16 protein-coding genes and 2 pseudogenes are annotated in these 14337 nt (G+C 67.5%); 6 read left to right on the forward strand and 12 right to left on the reverse strand.

Annotated elements, in window-relative coordinates:
• Nucleotides 1–18 precede the first annotated feature (18 nt).
• Together NRF20_RS44875 and NRF20_RS44880 are read left to right on the forward strand one after the other, a co-directional pair.
• On the forward strand, nucleotides 19–408 hold the full coding sequence (locus tag NRF20_RS44875) for a hypothetical protein (protein ID WP_413754414.1): 390 nt from the start codon (nucleotides 19–21) through the stop codon (nucleotides 406–408).
• 484 nt (nucleotides 409–892) lie between these two features.
• Nucleotides 893–1369: a hypothetical protein gene (locus NRF20_RS44880; RefSeq protein ID WP_398633250.1), complete on the forward strand. Its 477-nt coding sequence runs from the start codon at nucleotides 893–895 to the stop codon at nucleotides 1367–1369.
• Between the two features lie 251 nt (nucleotides 1370–1620).
• On the opposite strand, the gene NRF20_RS44885 is transcribed toward NRF20_RS44880, so the two are convergent.
• Nucleotides 1621–1830, reverse strand: a complete 210-nt coding sequence (locus tag NRF20_RS44885; protein ID WP_398633251.1) for a hypothetical protein — start codon at nucleotides 1828–1830, stop codon at nucleotides 1621–1623.
• A gap of 548 nt (nucleotides 1831–2378) precedes the next feature.
• Between NRF20_RS44885 and NRF20_RS44890 the strand changes: the two genes are divergently transcribed.
• Entirely contained in the window at nucleotides 2379–2747 is a 369-nt protein-coding gene (locus NRF20_RS44890) for a VOC family protein (RefSeq protein ID WP_413754415.1), read from the forward strand.
• 47 nt (nucleotides 2748–2794) lie between these two features.
• Here the strand turns inward: NRF20_RS44890 and NRF20_RS44895 are convergent, their stop codons facing one another.
• From NRF20_RS44895 to NRF20_RS44915, 5 genes are all read right to left on the reverse strand, one after another.
• On the reverse strand, nucleotides 2795–3631 hold the full coding sequence (locus NRF20_RS44895) for a transposase family protein (RefSeq protein WP_398633257.1): 837 nt from the start codon (nucleotides 3629–3631) through the stop codon (nucleotides 2795–2797).
• Nucleotides 3632–3732: 101 nt separating this feature from the next.
• Nucleotides 3733–5199 carry a group II intron reverse transcriptase/maturase gene (gene ltrA / locus NRF20_RS44900; RefSeq protein WP_413752108.1) on the reverse strand — a complete coding sequence of 489 codons (1467 nt, stop codon included), beginning with the start codon at nucleotides 5197–5199 and terminating at the stop codon, nucleotides 3733–3735.
• Between the two features lie 662 nt (nucleotides 5200–5861).
• Nucleotides 5862–6317: a hypothetical protein gene (locus tag NRF20_RS44905; RefSeq protein ID WP_413754416.1), complete on the reverse strand. Its 456-nt coding sequence runs from the start codon at nucleotides 6315–6317 to the stop codon at nucleotides 5862–5864.
• A gap of 612 nt (nucleotides 6318–6929) precedes the next feature.
• On the reverse strand, nucleotides 6930–7130 hold the full coding sequence (locus NRF20_RS44910; protein WP_413754417.1) for a PaaI family thioesterase: 201 nt from the start codon (nucleotides 7128–7130) through the stop codon (nucleotides 6930–6932).
• 236 nt (nucleotides 7131–7366) lie between these two features.
• Complete coding sequence (locus NRF20_RS44915) at nucleotides 7367–7567, reverse strand: CsbD family protein (RefSeq protein WP_398634663.1); 201 nt, start codon at nucleotides 7565–7567, stop codon at nucleotides 7367–7369.
• A 412-nt stretch (nucleotides 7568–7979) separates the two neighbouring features.
• Between NRF20_RS44915 and NRF20_RS44920 the strand changes: the two genes are divergently transcribed.
• Entirely contained in the window at nucleotides 7980–9260 is a 1281-nt protein-coding gene (locus tag NRF20_RS44920) for an ATP-binding protein (RefSeq protein ID WP_398634664.1), read from the forward strand.
• Nucleotides 9261–9448: 188 nt separating this feature from the next.
• On the opposite strand, the gene NRF20_RS44925 is transcribed toward NRF20_RS44920, so the two are convergent.
• Nucleotides 9449–10063 (reverse strand): hypothetical protein, encoded by a 615-nt coding sequence (locus tag NRF20_RS44925; RefSeq protein WP_398634665.1) that lies wholly within the window; start codon nucleotides 10061–10063, stop codon nucleotides 9449–9451.
• A 166-nt stretch (nucleotides 10064–10229) separates the two neighbouring features.
• Between NRF20_RS44925 and NRF20_RS44930 the strand changes: the two genes are divergently transcribed.
• Nucleotides 10230–10619: a hypothetical protein gene (locus NRF20_RS44930; RefSeq protein ID WP_398634666.1), complete on the forward strand. Its 390-nt coding sequence runs from the start codon at nucleotides 10230–10232 to the stop codon at nucleotides 10617–10619.
• Nucleotides 10620–10676: 57 nt separating this feature from the next.
• On the opposite strand, the pseudogene NRF20_RS44935 reads toward NRF20_RS44930, so the two are convergent.
• The 4 genes and pseudogenes from NRF20_RS44935 to NRF20_RS44950 form a co-directional block, all read right to left on the reverse strand.
• Nucleotides 10677–11085 (reverse strand): annotated as a pseudogene (locus NRF20_RS44935) (IS630 family transposase); the annotation flags it as partial.
• Between the two features lie 333 nt (nucleotides 11086–11418).
• Nucleotides 11419–12321, reverse strand: a complete 903-nt coding sequence (locus tag NRF20_RS44940; protein WP_398634667.1) for a MauE/DoxX family redox-associated membrane protein — start codon at nucleotides 12319–12321, stop codon at nucleotides 11419–11421.
• Nucleotides 12322–12379: 58 nt separating this feature from the next.
• Nucleotides 12380–12994 carry a cell wall protein gene (locus NRF20_RS44945; RefSeq protein ID WP_398634668.1) on the reverse strand — a complete coding sequence of 205 codons (615 nt, stop codon included), beginning with the start codon at nucleotides 12992–12994 and terminating at the stop codon, nucleotides 12380–12382.
• 11 nt (nucleotides 12995–13005) lie between these two features.
• Nucleotides 13006–13209 (reverse strand): RlpA-like double-psi beta-barrel domain-containing protein, encoded by a 204-nt coding sequence (locus tag NRF20_RS44950; protein WP_326603381.1) that lies wholly within the window; start codon nucleotides 13207–13209, stop codon nucleotides 13006–13008.
• Here NRF20_RS44950 and NRF20_RS44955 point away from each other — a divergent pair.
• Nucleotides 13199–13462 carry a hypothetical protein gene (locus NRF20_RS44955; protein ID WP_398634669.1) on the forward strand — a complete coding sequence of 88 codons (264 nt, stop codon included), beginning with the start codon at nucleotides 13199–13201 and terminating at the stop codon, nucleotides 13460–13462. The genes NRF20_RS44950 and NRF20_RS44955 overlap by 11 nt on opposite strands.
• 197 nt (nucleotides 13463–13659) lie before the next feature.
• Here the strand turns inward: NRF20_RS44955 and NRF20_RS44960 are convergent.
• Nucleotides 13660–14301: pseudogene (locus tag NRF20_RS44960) on the reverse strand (dienelactone hydrolase family protein); the annotation flags it as partial.
• Nucleotides 14302–14337 lie beyond the last annotated feature (36 nt).

The raw sequence follows: 14337 nt of genomic DNA on the forward strand, positions 1-14337 counted from the left end.
CGATGGCGGGTTCTCTGCTTGGTCATCGAGAAGGCCTGCGCCATGCAGGCCATCGACAGGGGTTTCTCCGGGGCGTTCCTCTCGGCCATCCCCGACGGAGCAGGCTTCGCGCAGGGTCTCGACCGCAATGCCCGCGGCTTTGCCGAACTCACCCTGCGCGCCAAGGAGAGTGACCGGCTGCGCGCCGACTTCGCACCAGGCGACCTCAGGCTTCTGCTCGTGGCCAACGCTGGCATCGTCGCGAACTCCCCCGACGCGGCGGCGTCGGCCGCGGCCCGCCGACTCGTGGCCCTGCTGCTCCAGTCCCTGCGCGCCCACCCGGCCGACCCACCCGAGCCCCTGCCGCCGGTCCTTTCCCAGCCGCCCCTCGCACCGCCGGAAGACCGGAACCGGCGGAGCGCCCCATAGGCCCCGATCTCTCGCACCCCTCGAATGCAGGTCGTCGGCCTGCGGATCCGATCACTGCCGGTCAGGTGGTGGCCGCGCGGTGAGGCCAACGCCGCAGGGCTGCTCGCCCGCCTCGAAGGCCTTCCGTCGGGATACGGCCTGCGAACCAGTCAGGCGCCGAGGAAACGGAACTGCCGGGGGAGTGGACGGAAAGAGGACAGCCCCAGGGCGCTGTCTATTGCCCTGCGTGCGCCGAGCTCCTGTCGGTGCCGCCGGAGGAGACGTGGTAAAAATTCGAACAGTAGTTGCATCTAATTCCTGGTGAAAATCACCCTGAGTCCGGGAGATGGTTTTCCGTGAAACAAGCATCCATCCATAATGATATGGAGTTCAGTAATCCGCACTAATTCGAGATCTCTCGGAACAGGTTTTCTCCGAAGGATCTGTGGGAGTTTCATGGCGCGGCCTGAAAACAGGACGCCTCCGATCCCTTGAAGGGGAATTGATGAAACTCCGTACCTTCCCGTCGCTCGCCGTCGCGACCGCGCTGCTCGCGGTCGGCGGAACGCTGGCGGGCACCGCTCACGCCTCCGTGTCCGCGCCGGCTGCGGTCCGCCACGCCCAGTCCTCCGGTGCGCGCCCCACGTCCGACACGCTGATCCACCCGAGGGCGACGCTGCACAAGAACCACGCCTGGACCTCGGGCAACGGCCGGGCCATCCTGCGGGTGCAGCAGGACGGGAACTTCGTCCTCTACAAGGACAACCGGCCGGTGTGGCAGGCCCCCGGCGCCTACCCCAACGGCGACCACGCGGTCATGCAGGAGGACGGGAACTTCGTCCTGTACGACCGTGGCGGCCACCCGCTCTGGGCCTCCGGCACCTGGCGCAAGGGTGCGTACCTCGCCGTCCAGGACGACGGCAACGTAGTCGTCTACAACGCGGACAGGCGCCCGGTCTGGGCCACCAACACGGGGGACTGACCACTCGGCAGCGTCGTTCCGGGGGCCCTGTAGGGACCTGTAGTGACCTTTAGTGCCCCCCACTGCATCAGACCTGTTTGCTTCACAGGTCTGATGCCTTCTCTCTGATGCCTCTGCGGTCGCGGTCCCCATTCATCAGGGCGCGGAAGATGCTGCATGTCACGCTGATGCGCTCGCCCGGTCAATCGCGCACCGTGCACTCTTCCATCAAATGATTCAGCGCCTGCTCTGGATAAGGATGACGACCGGAATTACTCGCCGTTGCCCAGTGCGTAGTCGGCGCCCCTCAGATCCTGGTCGTGGGTGGTCAGCTGGTGCATACCGTCGGAGAGTTCAAGAACGGCGGCGGCCCGGCGGAGTCCGCCCTCGGCCGTGAGTGGCTGTGGCTGTCCGAGCCCGGAGGGCTGACCGCTGTGGCCGCCGTAGGTGTCGGTCCGCTGAATCTCCTGAGCGATATACACCGGTGATCAACGGCTTCATCGCCCTGGTGACGTTCACGACGTTAATATATGGGCACCGCTCACCACGCTCTCGAACTGCTCGATGCCTTGCGCGGCGTGCAGAGGCTGCAACAGATCAACAGGCCCGACCGTCATCGCGTCTTTGGCGAACGGCTGGCGATGACCTCGTACCGATGTGCTGCGGCGCCTTGCCACTGGACCACAGCGGGGTTGTCGAGGATCCGTTCCGGGTCCGCCAAGCCGGCGTCGGCGAGGAACACGATGAGGTCGTGATCGCTGTGTGCGAGTCCGAGTCTTTCGTCGCCACTGTTGACGTGCACTGTCACGGGCCGGGCGCCGGACGGGGTGGGTGCGTGGATGGTGATCGGTGAAGCTCCGCCATCTTGAAGTGGCTGGTCAGCGGGGTGGCGTGACCTGGTTTCGGGGTGCTCGTGCTGGTCGTGGGCGGCAGTCTGTGTTGTAGATCGTCCGGCGGGGTGGTTTTGCCGATGAGTTCACCGTCCTCAAACGGTCTACCCAGCGACACGACCGTTCTCGACAGGAGTGCCATGTCCACCATCCAGCCAGTGATCGTGACTGCCGACCAGGACGTTCTGCTCGGCTTCTATACGAAATTGTTCGGCGCTGAGGAGATCTTCCGGGTACCGGCGGAAGGCCCGTCCTTCTACCTCGGCTTGCGCATCGGCGACACCGACCTCGGGCTGGTGGCCAAGGCGAACACGGGGACTGGGGCGGCGTCGCGGATCCTGCTCAGCATCGGTGTCGACGACGTCGACGAGACGCTCGGCCGGGTGGCGGCGCTGGGCGGCTCGGTCCGCAGCGGCCCCAACGACATGCCGTGGGGACAGCGCGTCGCCCACATCCAGGACCCCGACGGCAACCCGGTGAACCTCACTCAGCCGATCCCGGCCCGGTGACGCTGTTCCGGGGGCATGTGCTGATCGTGGGCTACCTGCGGTAAAGATCAATTGTCGGTAGTGGCCTCGATGTTCGTCAGGACGAGCAGCGCACGAAACAGGTGGGTGGCGCGGGCGGGGTCAGTACGGAGCTTGGTGAGGATCCGCCAGTTCTTCAGGTGGGCAAAGCCGCGTTCGACGGGGACGCGTCCAGCGGCCAGGACCCGGTTGGCCTCCTTCTCGGCGGGGGTTAGCTTACGGGCGCGGGTGGCCTTGAAGCCGGTGACGACCACGGGATCGTCCCCGTCGTCGTCCAGGCCGAGGAAGCCCAGGTCGGCCAGGGAGCCGAGGCCGGCAGCACGCAGGTGGGCCAGGATGCGGTCGCGGCGGGCGGCGGTGATGTCGTGGGTGCGGCCGGGCCGGGCGGCCGATATCCAGATCATCCGGCCTCGCTCGTCGGTCAGGGCGAGGACGTGCAGGCCGTGGCGGTGGTGTTTGCCGGAGTAGTTCGGGCGGTTCGCCTTGCCGGTGCGGCGCTGGGTGGGGATGAGGGTGCCGTCGATCAGGACGACCTCCCCGCCCCGCTTGGCGATCTTCTTCAGGGCGCGGTCCAGCCGCGGGGCCTTCGCGGCCAGCAGGGCGATCAGCTCGTCCCGCCAGCGGCGCACGGTGGTGGCGGAGATGTCGTTGCCGCCGGCCATGTCAGCCAGGCGCTGGTCGTGCCGCAGTACGGCCAGGACGATCACCGCGATCCTCCCGGGCGGCAGCGCCCGCCACCTGGAGCGTATGGCCTTCAGGTGGCGTCGCAGCAGGTCGGTGAGGTAGTTCAGGGTGTGCGTGGACAGCGGCAGGCGGCACTGGTAGACCAGAGACTCGGTGTCCCCGGCGTGCTGTTGAGTCGGCACGGAGCGCGGTGCCGATGTTGCCGCCAGTCCGTTTCTCCGTGCCGCTCGCCGAACCCGGCGTACCCGTCTCCGAGTACCGGGCTCTCCACGGACTCTGCCGTTCAGGCGTGGTTGAGACGTGTCCAGGGGTTGGGGATCCTGTTGCCTCTGTAGCGGTAGCGGGTGACCGTCACCGCCTGGAGGTCGAACAGTTCGATCCCATCTGCCGAGGGCCTTTGCCACCGCCCGTTGTGGTCGGTGAGGCGTCGGCGAATGTCCTTCCACTTCCAGCGGTGCAGTGCCATCCACCAGCTGATCACCCGGTGCCATGTGAACTTGGCCAGGGAGCTCAGGGTGGCTTTGCAGACTGCGTGCTTGAAGTAGTTGGCCCAGCCGCGCATGATCTGGTTGAGCCTGATCAGCACGTCCCTGGGGTTCTGCTGCGACGTTCTGTTCGTCAGGGCACGGATCTTGTCCTTCAGCTGCCGGATGGGCCGGTCAGCGATGAAGGTGTAGACGTACCACTTGTCCGTTCCTCGCTTGCGGCGCCACTGGATGCGGAACCCCAGGAAGTCGAACCCAGCCGACATGTGCACCACCTGTGTTTTTGCCTCGGAGAGACGAAGACCGAGAGGTTGCAGCACGTCGGAGATGTCCTCGCGCAACGCCTCGACGTCGTAGCGCTCGCCGTCGACCAGAACCACGAAATCGTCCGCGTAGCGGACGATGCGCCAGTTCGGATGTCCGGCAACACGGCGACGCCTGCGCAGGTTGCCGGTGGCCATCTCCCCGCCCGACTCCCACGGCCTGGTCAGGTGCTCGTCGAGCGCCGACAGGGCGATGTTCGCCAGGAGCGGGGAGAGGATGCCGCCTTGCGGGGTGCCGGTGAGCGTGTCCTCGCGGCTGTTGTCCTCAGTAAGGACGCCGGCCTTGAGAAACGCCTTGACCAGCCGCAGCACGCGCTTGTCCTTGACTCGCGCTCGCACCCGGTCCATCAGGGCCGTGTGGTCGATCGAGTCAAAGCACGCCGCGATGTCCGCGTCCAGGACCCAGCGGTAGCCGCGGGTGCCATAGAAGTGGATCTCGGCGATCGCGTCGTGTGCCCGCCGCAGGGGCCGGAAGCCGTAGGAGATCGGCTTGAAGTCGGCCTCGAAGATCGGCTCCAGCACCAGCTTGAGGGCTGCCTGGACCACGCGGTCGGTGATGGTCGGAATGCCTAGGCTTCTGACCTTGCCCGAGCCGCCCTGTTTGGGGATCTTGCGCTCGCGTACCGGCAGCGGGCGGAACTCACCCGTTTTCAGTACGTGGCGAAGGTCCTCCAGGAACCCGTAGGAGCCAATATCGCGCTCGACGTTGACGGCGGTGACGCCGTCAACCCCGGGCGTTTTAGCCCCTTTGTTTCCCGCGACCCGTTCGAACGCCACCAGTAGCGTCGCCGGGTCGCACACGAGGTTGAACAGATCGTCGAACCTGCGGCCGTCGTCGGCCGCCGCCCAACGGTGAAGTTTGGCCTGCATCCCCGATACCCGCTGGTGAGACCCCATCGGGGCCTCTGGTGCACCGCTGTTCAGCGGCGCGTCTTTCGGCATTGCAGCCTCCTTCCCTTCTCGATTCCGCTGCCGCCCTTCCCCATGTGCCGGGCTCTCCCCGGCTCGGAGTACTACGGCGGCTCCGTCCTGTCCCGGCCCGATCGGCCGACGGTGGGCCCAGCCTGCGACCGCACTGGAGGCGTTGCCCCAGGTCAGGACCGGAACAGTTCCCGTGTTCACGTGTCGTTCGATCGACGGAGTAGGAGCCCGGCTATACCCCCGCGGCATCGCCACGACTACCCCGCAGCACTTCGTCGTGGCCTCCCCGGACGACACATAGCAACCACCCGGGAAGTTCCCCGCCCCCAAAGCAAGACAGGGACTCACCGCATCCAGCCCAGATCCACCAGGTTCGAGCTGGTGACGAGTAAGGAGGCGTCAACGCCGGTTCCTCGCGTACTCCTTTCCGTCTCGCTTGCCGGACCCGCACCATCTGGCAGTGCTGATACGTCCCGGCTTTTTCAGGGCCGCTTGCCACCCTTCCCGGCACCTCCCGGGTCGGGCTGCCCTCGGCTTCAACCGCCCTGCTGCGACAGGGCGGCGGTGGCGTCCTTTCACCGCCACTCGAACAACTCGCGCTTCACGGCGCACCTTTGGTTTTCGTCACACAATTCCAACGGCCGCCGGGGTCACCTCAGTTACGCCGCCGCCCAGCGGCCCGGTCACGGGCGGGCAGTGAACTTCCCGTCGGGCCGTTTGTGCAGCCAGCCGCGGTCGGCCAGCTTCGTGAGCTTCCCGCGCAGCGGCTCCAGCTTGCCCCGTACGCCCACCTCCAAGCCCAGCACCTCGCCGATCTGCCGGGTGGCGACCGGACCGGCGGCCTGCCGCACGGCGGTCAGGATGCGCTGGTACTCCGCCGGCAGCGCGGACTCGGCCACCCCCGGACCACGGTCCGGGACCAGCCGCACCGCCCGACCCGCCACCTGAACCACCGGCGACCCGGCCTCTGCGCGCTCGTCGGCGAGCTGCTCGCTCATCCGCTGCCACACCCGCTCGGCCACGGCGAGCTCGTCCCGCTCAGCCCGCACCTCCGATAGCTGCTTGACCAGCTGCTCTTCGAGTCCGTCCAACTCCGCACGCCGCGCGGCGATCCGCTCCAGCACCTCGGGATCCATCATGCGCCGGAGCGTAGGAACGGCACCCGCGACGACGGACGGGAATCCACAAACCCACCCCCGCCGGACGATCTACACCCCAGACTGCCGCCCACGACCAGCACGAGCATCCCGAACCGGCATCACACCAGCACCTTGACCAGCCACTTCAAGATGGCGCAGCTTCGGTGGTGTTGCCATGACTCCAGGGTGGCCTGAGGTAACGGCGGGCGCATCTGGCCGGCCCGGATGCGGCGGTGCGGGTCTGGCATGAGGATGGAGATGCCGGCGGTGGCCCGGTCGCCCCTGGCCTGTCTCCCTAACTGGCTGGCCGGGCCGCCTGCCGGCATCTGGGTTCTCGCGGATCTCGGCATGACGCAGTGAGACCTGAGCCGCGTCATCGGCGAAAGAACCGTGGGCGCTGTCTGCGTCTGAACGAGGTTGCCACTGCTCGGTGCCTCGATCCATCAGGAATCTGTCTCCCTGGCAGGGGTCATTCACTGTTCGGGGCGTGCGTTCACGCAGATACCAGCGGCTACTGGCCGTGGCAATGAGCGGCCTCTGGCTGCTCTGGACGTCGAATACCCCCAGTGGGTACACGGTCAGCGTTCGTCCGGACTTCAAGTTCCCATGGCTTCAATGTGGTCGCCGCCGGGCCAGGAGATTGATCTTGTACTCCACCGTGAGCGCCGAGGTGTTCTCGGTGAACAGGGTGAATGCCGCGCGGCCGCCAGCGCGGTCCGCGATGGCGCTGGTGGCTCCCGCGTGGAAGTAGCCGCTCTGCTGGGTTGCTTCGGGCCGGTTCGGGAGCGCGATGTGCACCCGTCCTGCGGCCAAGCACCCACCGAGATGGCCCATCCGGCGTCGAAGAGGCAGACGCGCGCAAGCCGAAAAGCGTCTGATGCATCCGGACGGACGTTGCCGCTGTGCGACCGCCGCGACCTGCTGCCAGACCCCGGTCCAGGGAAACGACGAGCCAAATCGTCAATGTGTCGGCAGACACTTGTTTGATTAAGGGATATCTGCTATGGGGCCGGGCCCCCGTCGCTCGGACGGGGGCCCGGGGCCTGCAACTATTCGTCGTCGGTGATCAGCGGATCCTTTGGGTCGGACCTTCCGGGAATGCGCTTCTGGGCGTCATCTACGGCTTCCTTCGCCCGCGCCTTGGCCTGGTCTGCCTTCCCTTCGGCTTCCTTGCGTCGGTTGCCAGTCATCTTGCCCATGGCTTCCTTCGCCTTGCCTGTGAGTTTGTCCTTGCTGCTTCCGTGAGCCATCACGACTCCTCACGTGGACGAATTCTTGCCCTTCCCAAGCTAGGACACCTCAAGTGAGGTCGCCTTGTGTGAGGCGCAGTGAGAGGGAGGATGCGCCTGGCACACTGGCCTTGACCCCGGCGCACCCCCGTCGGCGGGGTCACCCACAGGTGTGCTGTGCCATAGAAGCTTGAGCGTTGCCGCTGAAGATTGAAGACCGTGCCACCGAAATTGAAAGGCCGGGACCTGCCGGGACTGCTGCCGATTATCAAACGCCGGGATCTCTCCCCGGGGGGTGGACACCCGCCCGCCCGGTCGACGGGCATCTGATCGGCGCGGAGAATGAGGTAGGAGCAGGAGTGGGCCAGGCGCTGGGCAGCCTGCGGCAAGGGTGTCGGCGTGGCGGTGGCGACCTGCCGGCAAGGTGGCGATGATGCCTACATGGCGATTGCGGGACTTCCGTGACGACGATCTGGACCGTGCAATCCAGATTTGGGATCAGGACCGGCAGGACGACGATATGCCTCCTGTGTTCCCCGTCTCTGAGGCCATGACCTCAGCCCGGACCGGCGGGACCGTAGTCGTTGCAGTGGTCGGCGAGGACCTGGTGGGCATGGCGGTGGCGCAGGCCCAGGGCGAGCGGGCCTGGATCACGCTGGTGGCGCTCGCAAGGATGTGGCGTAACCGCGGACTCGGGAGCGCGCTGATCGCGGAGATCGAGAGGCGTCTGCGCATACAGGGGGTGCGCCGGATCGGTGCGTTGCTCGCTCCAGGGGCCACCGGAGCCACGGCGCTGGAAAACTCCGGCTACCGCACTCGCGACGGGTTGACTTTCTACGAGAAGGTCGAGCATCTCGGGGCGAGTGATGCAGGTCTGCTCGCGGAGCTCGGCGGAAGGGTGCTGCCGCAGGGACTCTGGGGTGCCCTCGCGGGCATGGAACGAGAGAGGGAAGCCATCGAGCGGCGGATCGTGCTGCCGTTGGCCGAGCCCGTGTTGGCCGACCGATACGGAGTGACGCCGCCGAAAGCCGTCATCCTCTTCGGACCGCCGGGCACCGGAAAGACCAGTTTCGCCAAGGCGGTCGCCTCCCGGCTGGCCTGGCCGTTCGTGGAACTCTTTCCCTCCCGGCTCACGGAGGGCGCCACCGGCGGCCTGGCCGCCTCACTGCGGGACACATTCGCCGAACTGGCGGAGCTGGAATCCGTTCTGCTGTTCATCGACGAGGTCGAGGAGATCGCCGGCGTCCGGTCCGGTCAGGCTGTCGATCCCGGCCACGGCGTCACCAATGAGCTGCTCAAGCTGATCCCCGGTTTCCGCGACCACGACAACCGCCTGCTGATCTGCGCCACCAACTCCGTCCGCTCCCTCGATCCCGCGTTCCTGCGCCCCGGCCGGTTCGACTACGTCATTCCGGTCGGCCCTCCTGATCCGAAAGCACGGGCGGCGATCTGGCAGCGCTACCTCGGCCCTGCGGCCAACGACATCAAGCTGCACCGACTGGTGTCAGCCAGTGAGATGTTCACACCCGCCGACATCGAGTTCGCCGCTCGCAAAGGCTCCCACACCGCATTCGAACGCGAAGTCATCGACCGCAAAGGCGCGCCGGCCAGCACCGAGGACTACCTCGCTGCCATCGCCGACACCCGCCCCACACTCACCGACCAGGCTCTCACCAAGTTCAGAGAAGACATCGAGCACCACGCGCGCATGTGATGCCGGGTGTTCCCGGCCCACTGCTCAGCGCTGCTGGACACTGGGTTTACGCAGTTTGCGCGATCGCGAAGGGTCCGCTTCGGCGGGGCCGACGGGGAATCGAGACACACCGCTTGTCACAATCGGTCAGAGGCTGGCGGTGGCCCTGACAGTCACTCCTCGCCGTCCTGTGGCGTTCGCACTCCTGCTCAGTCCTTACTAGGGGGATTTCGGCTGGCCACGGCCGTTTCCCTCCTCACCCGAGCCCGGTCAAGGGACCACGCGCCCAGACCCACCAGTACGGCCGCCCCGGCTCCGTACACCGGCAGCCACAGGGTTGTAGTGGCTGACAGGCAGTCGGCAACAGCATCATGGATCTGGACCTCCTGCGCGTGAGCCACGGCGGCACTGTCGCGACCAACCAGGTTTGCCAGCGCGGCCTCCGTGCGGATGCCTTCGTACCTGCCGAGCTCAGGGCACCCGCTACGAGTGCCGGGCATCGGAAACAGCCATGCCCAGCGCTGCAGCGCTGGGGCCAGTGTGATCGCTACGCACAGACCGACAACCAGCGAATACGCGGCCAGATTCCGCATGTACGTGGATCCGAGGCCAGGGATCCACGTCGGCAGTCGGTAAAAGCAGAAAATCAACGCGAGAAGCGTCACTCCGATGTATGTGGAGAACCATTGCCAGGAACCCTGCGCGAGTGCGGCCGTTAACACGGCGGCGAGCGCAATGCCGATGACCCCCGGCTGGCCGGGAGTGTCATGGCCCGCGCCAATGGATGATGATTGCCGGGCTTCTTGAGAGCTGAGGTCGTCCACGATCTCTCCTGCATGGTTCGGAGGCCATCAGCATTCGGGCACATCGCGCCTCGGCACGGCGCCATGCCGGACCGGCCCGGAAGCCCGCCCGGTTGGCGGGCTTCCGGGCCGGGCGCTGCCGCCGAGGGGCCGGGGCCTGTGCCCCCGGCTCTGCGAGGATTGCTGAGTGAGCAAGCAAGAGTGGGACACATTGACCAAGTCTGAAGAAGCCTTCTTGGCCAATTCCAATGAGATCGACATCCTGCCTGGTGTCTGGGGCGATCTCGACGAAGCCGACCAGTCCCGACCGGTCAACGAGCTGGCGGGAATCTTGCTCGCTCTCATCGACCGTGGGCGGATCGAGGTCCGCCGACTTGAGCCGTGGACCTCCCCCGCCGGGGAAAACGGCTTCCAGCCCGGCGAGCTGGTGCCTCGTGATCAGCTTCCGGTGATTGTCGATGACGCGGCCACCTGGGAGTATCCCGAAGACGGGAACTGGATTGGCGCGTTGACCCTGGTCGCGACCGAAGCGGGAAAGAAGGTCACTCGGCCATCTCCCGAGGAGATGGCCGAGTAGACCGTCGTGGCGGGAAACCTCAGACCGCTGCCGCGGTCGGCCGCCCCATCGGAGGCCTTATTCGCTGCGGCTGCGGCTGCGGGTTCGTTCGGTGCGGTGGGCGGCCGGGAGGTCGGGGTGGCGGGCGTTGGCGTTGCGCCATCGCAGATGGCGGTGCAGCTCGCGAGTATGAACGGTGTGGTTGGGCTGGTTCGAGTCTGCCAGGGTGAATTACCGCAGCCGCCCGAAGTGCGCCTCGATCGGACTGGCCCAGGAGGCGTTCGTCGGCGTGAAGCACAACTCGCCGTTGTTCTTCCGCGCCCACCCGCGGATCTCGGCGTGGGGCGCCGTCGGCGTGGGCGGCGCGGTTTGACCTGAGCGCGGCCAGGCTGTTGGCGGTGCTCTTCCGGCGGCGGTTGGCGCCCCGGAGTGTGTCGTCGCCGATGGGGTAGCAGCCGTGGAAGTAGGTCCCGCCGTGGGTGCGGTAGACGTCGCCCCAGGGGGCGATGGAGGACCTGCCGCCTGTAATGAAAGAGACTGGGGAGCTGGACATTACGCGCCTGTATTTCAGCACGAGCTTGGTGGCGGCACTGGTGTCCGGTGGCGGCGTGGCGCCTGACGGTTTCGCCTTCCTCGGCGCGACCCGTCTCGTGCAGCAGAAGTCCGGGGTTTTTCCGCGGCAACTGGGGATCCAGTCGGCGGCGCGTAGGCAGTAGGTTTCGGCTCGCCGTCCCAACAGTGCCGGACCCGCGGCGGTCGCGGGACCGGCACTGCTGTGCTCCTCAGGCCTGTGTGCGGGCCGAGGTATCCGTCCGTGGCGTCAGCCCGCCATCGGCAGGATCCTCCGCGACGGCACCGCGTTCAGTTCGTCCACGGCCACCGCTTCCCCGCTGTCCGCGTCGACATAACTGACACGGACGATCGGGTCGCCACCGCTGTCGCGGCCGGCCGTGGCGTCGAGTGCGAACACCACCGCGACCGGGCGCGCGTTCTCCCGGTCCCCGTACACACCCGAGTACTGGAGAATGCGCCAGCCGTCGTCCTCCCAGTGGTCCAGCAAGGCAGACCGGACCACTGGCGCGGCGGCCTGCCAGGCCAGGGAGTTCTCCAGGATTTCGACGCTCGCCGCGACCGGCACCTGATTCCCGGCGGCGGTGCCGAGGAGCGGGTGCCCGAAGACACGCAGTCTCGTCCGGCGCAGTGGCAGTAGCCACCACCGGTCGAGGTCCGCCGAGAGGGCGACCAGAATCGCCGCCGCCCCGGCCAGGAAGGCAAGGGCGCCGCCAGGCCGCTCGAAGACTGCCGACCACCAGGTGCCCTGTGCCACCGCCACCGTGGCCCCGCCGATGAGCACGACCGCCGCCCGTGCGAACGCCCGCCAGGTGATGCGGGTGTCCTCACTTGCCGAGCAGCCGCAGGAGGACTCCGGCGCCATGGCCCGGCCGTAGCCGAGGTAGGCGAGGAAGCCCGCCCCGAGGAGCGCGGCAGCGGCCCCCGGCACCGGGTTCGCCGGGACCACCAGCAGACCTGCGGCGATGAGGAGTTCACCTGCACCGGTCGCGCGCAGCACCGTCGTGGCTCGCTCACTGCTGCGCAGCATGCGGGCCAGCACCGTCTTCGGCGCCAGCTGTGCGGTGCCCCGGCTGAACGCCTTGACCGCTCCGGTCCACCCGAGCAGGCCCGCGAGGACCAGCGGGGCGAGGCTCGTTGTCAGTGACAGCATCTCTTCCTCTCTCTGTGTCCTTGGGCCTGCATCAGTGCCCGACGTCCTTGGGCCTGCATCAGTGCCCGACGGAGATGCGGACGACGTCCACGGAGTTGTCGGACGGCCGCCAGGCACCGAGCACCTGGGCGCTCTGTCCGATGCGCAGCCGGGACAGGTCGGACGTCAGCGCGCGGCCCGCGTAGGAGGCGCTGGCGTCCGGGGCGACGTGGCCCACCAGTTCGTGCTGCCCGTGGGCGAGGTGCAGCCGGTTCTTCGCGATGCCGCGGATCTGCGTGTCCAGATTCACGATGTTCACCCACACCGCGTCGGCGGCCACGGTGCTGTCGGGCATTTTGACGCCGCGTGCGTAGAGCCCGTCGCCGACCTCGATCACTTCGGCCGTGGTGGCGCGTACCTTCCACACGCTGGTGACGTTGGTCATCTGCACCCGGGAGTGGCCGCCATTGGATCCGGCCACCTCCAGGATGCTGCCGGTGATGCCCGTGATGCGGCCCTCAACGAAGGTGGACTTGGCTATCGCGGGGTCGAGCGAGGGTTCCGCGGCGAAAGCGGCCTCGGCGTCGAGGCCGCCGAGCGCGGTCGCGCCGATGATGGTCGCGCCGCCGAGGGCGGCATTGGTGAGGAAGCGCCTGCGGCGCATCCCGTCGGCCCGGTCGTGTCGTACGGTCATGTCGGTCCTCCTCACTCGTAGATGTAGACCGGCAGCTTGCCCGAGCTCAGGTTGCCGATCGCCGAGAAGGCGGCCGGGGTCAGGTCGAGGACCCGGTTGGTGCGACAGGTGCCGTTGCAGCAAGTCGCCTCACCGCACCAGTCCTTGGTGCGCGGACCGCAGTCGGTGATCGTGATGCACACCGTCGCGCCGGAGCACTGGTGCTTGACGTTCATCACCGCACCGCAGCCGCGTCTGGGGATGTTCTCGCCACAGAGGTCGGGCCGGGTGATGTTCCAGCACGCCTGTGAGGCGTTGGGCCACGCGCCGTGGTGTGCGCTGGACTGGCAGTTGCCGCAGGCGCCGCCGCCGGCACTGGAGCATGGCCCCCAGGCGTTGCCGCAGCAGAACCAGCTGGTTTCACCGGCCCACAGGCTGGTTGATCCGCAAGCCATCGTGTTGCCCTCCCAGGAAGTGACAAGTGCATGACAAATGCTGGACCGACCGGGGACAGGCACATGTGAAGCGGGGGCGCCCGTATTGCGGCCGGGGATGGTTGTGCGAGCGAAGCAACCCAATGATGCGCGTAGACAAGCGGCTTGCATAGACGGCTTCGTTCCGCATGGCCAAGGACCTTGCTCCGCGTCGATCGACGGGGGCGAACCTGTCCGCGCGGCGCGCCGGGCTCAACCTCCTGGCCCTGCACGACGACCCAGGTGGCCGGCGAACCACTCTCTGGCCAGGTCCGCCACCTCTCCGAGAGCACCGGGCTCCTCGAACAGGTGACTGGCGCCGGGGACCACGGCCAGTCGGCTCTCGCAGCGCAGCAGCGCCTGGGCCTGGCGGTTGAGGTCCAGTACCACTACGTCATCGCCTCCTACGATGAGCAGCGTGGGCGCGGTCACCGCTGGCAGGCGGGCCCCGGCCAGATCGGGCCTGCCGCCGCGTGAGACGACCGCCGCGGCAGCGGAGTCCGCCTCCGCGGCCGCCCACAACGCGGCGGCTGCGCCGGTACTGGCGCCGAAGTAGCCGACCGCGAGGCCATCGGTCTCGGACCGGCCGAGCAGCCAGCGCGTGGCGTCGGCCAAGCGACGGCCCAGCAAAGCGGTGTCGAAGACGTTGGCGCGGTCCAATTCTTCCTCCGCCGTGAGAAGGTCGAACAGCAGCGTGGCCAGGCCGGCCTTGTTCAGCGAGGTCGAGACGAATCGGTTGCGCGGGCTGTGCCGGCTGCTGCCGCTGCCGTGGGCAAACACGACGACGCCCATGGCTCCTTCGGGGACAGACAGCTGCCCGTGGAGCCGGACCGGTCCGGCGTGCACGACGACTTCCGGATCCGAGGCCGCCATCGCCGCTCCTCCCACGGT

This window comes from Streptomyces sp. R-74717 (assembly GCF_047305335.1).
GTDB lineage: Bacteria > Actinomycetota > Actinomycetes > Streptomycetales > Streptomycetaceae > Streptomyces > Streptomyces atratus.

What these genes read in the sequence shown, in the direction of transcription:
- NRF20_RS44920 (WP_398634664.1), top strand. Translation starts at nt 7,980, where the DNA reads ATGCCTACATGGCGATTGCGGGACTTCCGTGACGACGATCTGGACCGT.
- ltrA (WP_413752108.1), bottom strand. Translation starts at nt 5,199, where the DNA reads ATGCCGAAAGACGCGCCGCTGAACAGCGGTGCACCAGAGGCCCCGATG.
- NRF20_RS44880 (WP_398633250.1), top strand. Translation starts at nt 893, where the DNA reads ATGAAACTCCGTACCTTCCCGTCGCTCGCCGTCGCGACCGCGCTGCTC.
- NRF20_RS44950 (WP_326603381.1), bottom strand. Translation starts at nt 13,209, where the DNA reads ATGAACGTCAAGCACCAGTGCTCCGGCGCGACGGTGTGCATCACGATC.
- NRF20_RS44915 (WP_398634663.1), bottom strand. Translation starts at nt 7,567, where the DNA reads ATGGCTCACGGAAGCAGCAAGGACAAACTCACAGGCAAGGCGAAGGAA.
- NRF20_RS44945 (WP_398634668.1), bottom strand. Translation starts at nt 12,994, where the DNA reads ATGACCGTACGACACGACCGGGCCGACGGGATGCGCCGCAGGCGCTTC.
- NRF20_RS44905 (WP_413754416.1), bottom strand. Translation starts at nt 6,317, where the DNA reads ATGATGGATCCCGAGGTGCTGGAGCGGATCGCCGCGCGGCGTGCGGAG.
- NRF20_RS44890 (WP_413754415.1), top strand. Translation starts at nt 2,379, where the DNA reads ATGTCCACCATCCAGCCAGTGATCGTGACTGCCGACCAGGACGTTCTG.
- NRF20_RS44940 (WP_398634667.1), bottom strand. Translation starts at nt 12,321, where the DNA reads ATGCTGTCACTGACAACGAGCCTCGCCCCGCTGGTCCTCGCGGGCCTG.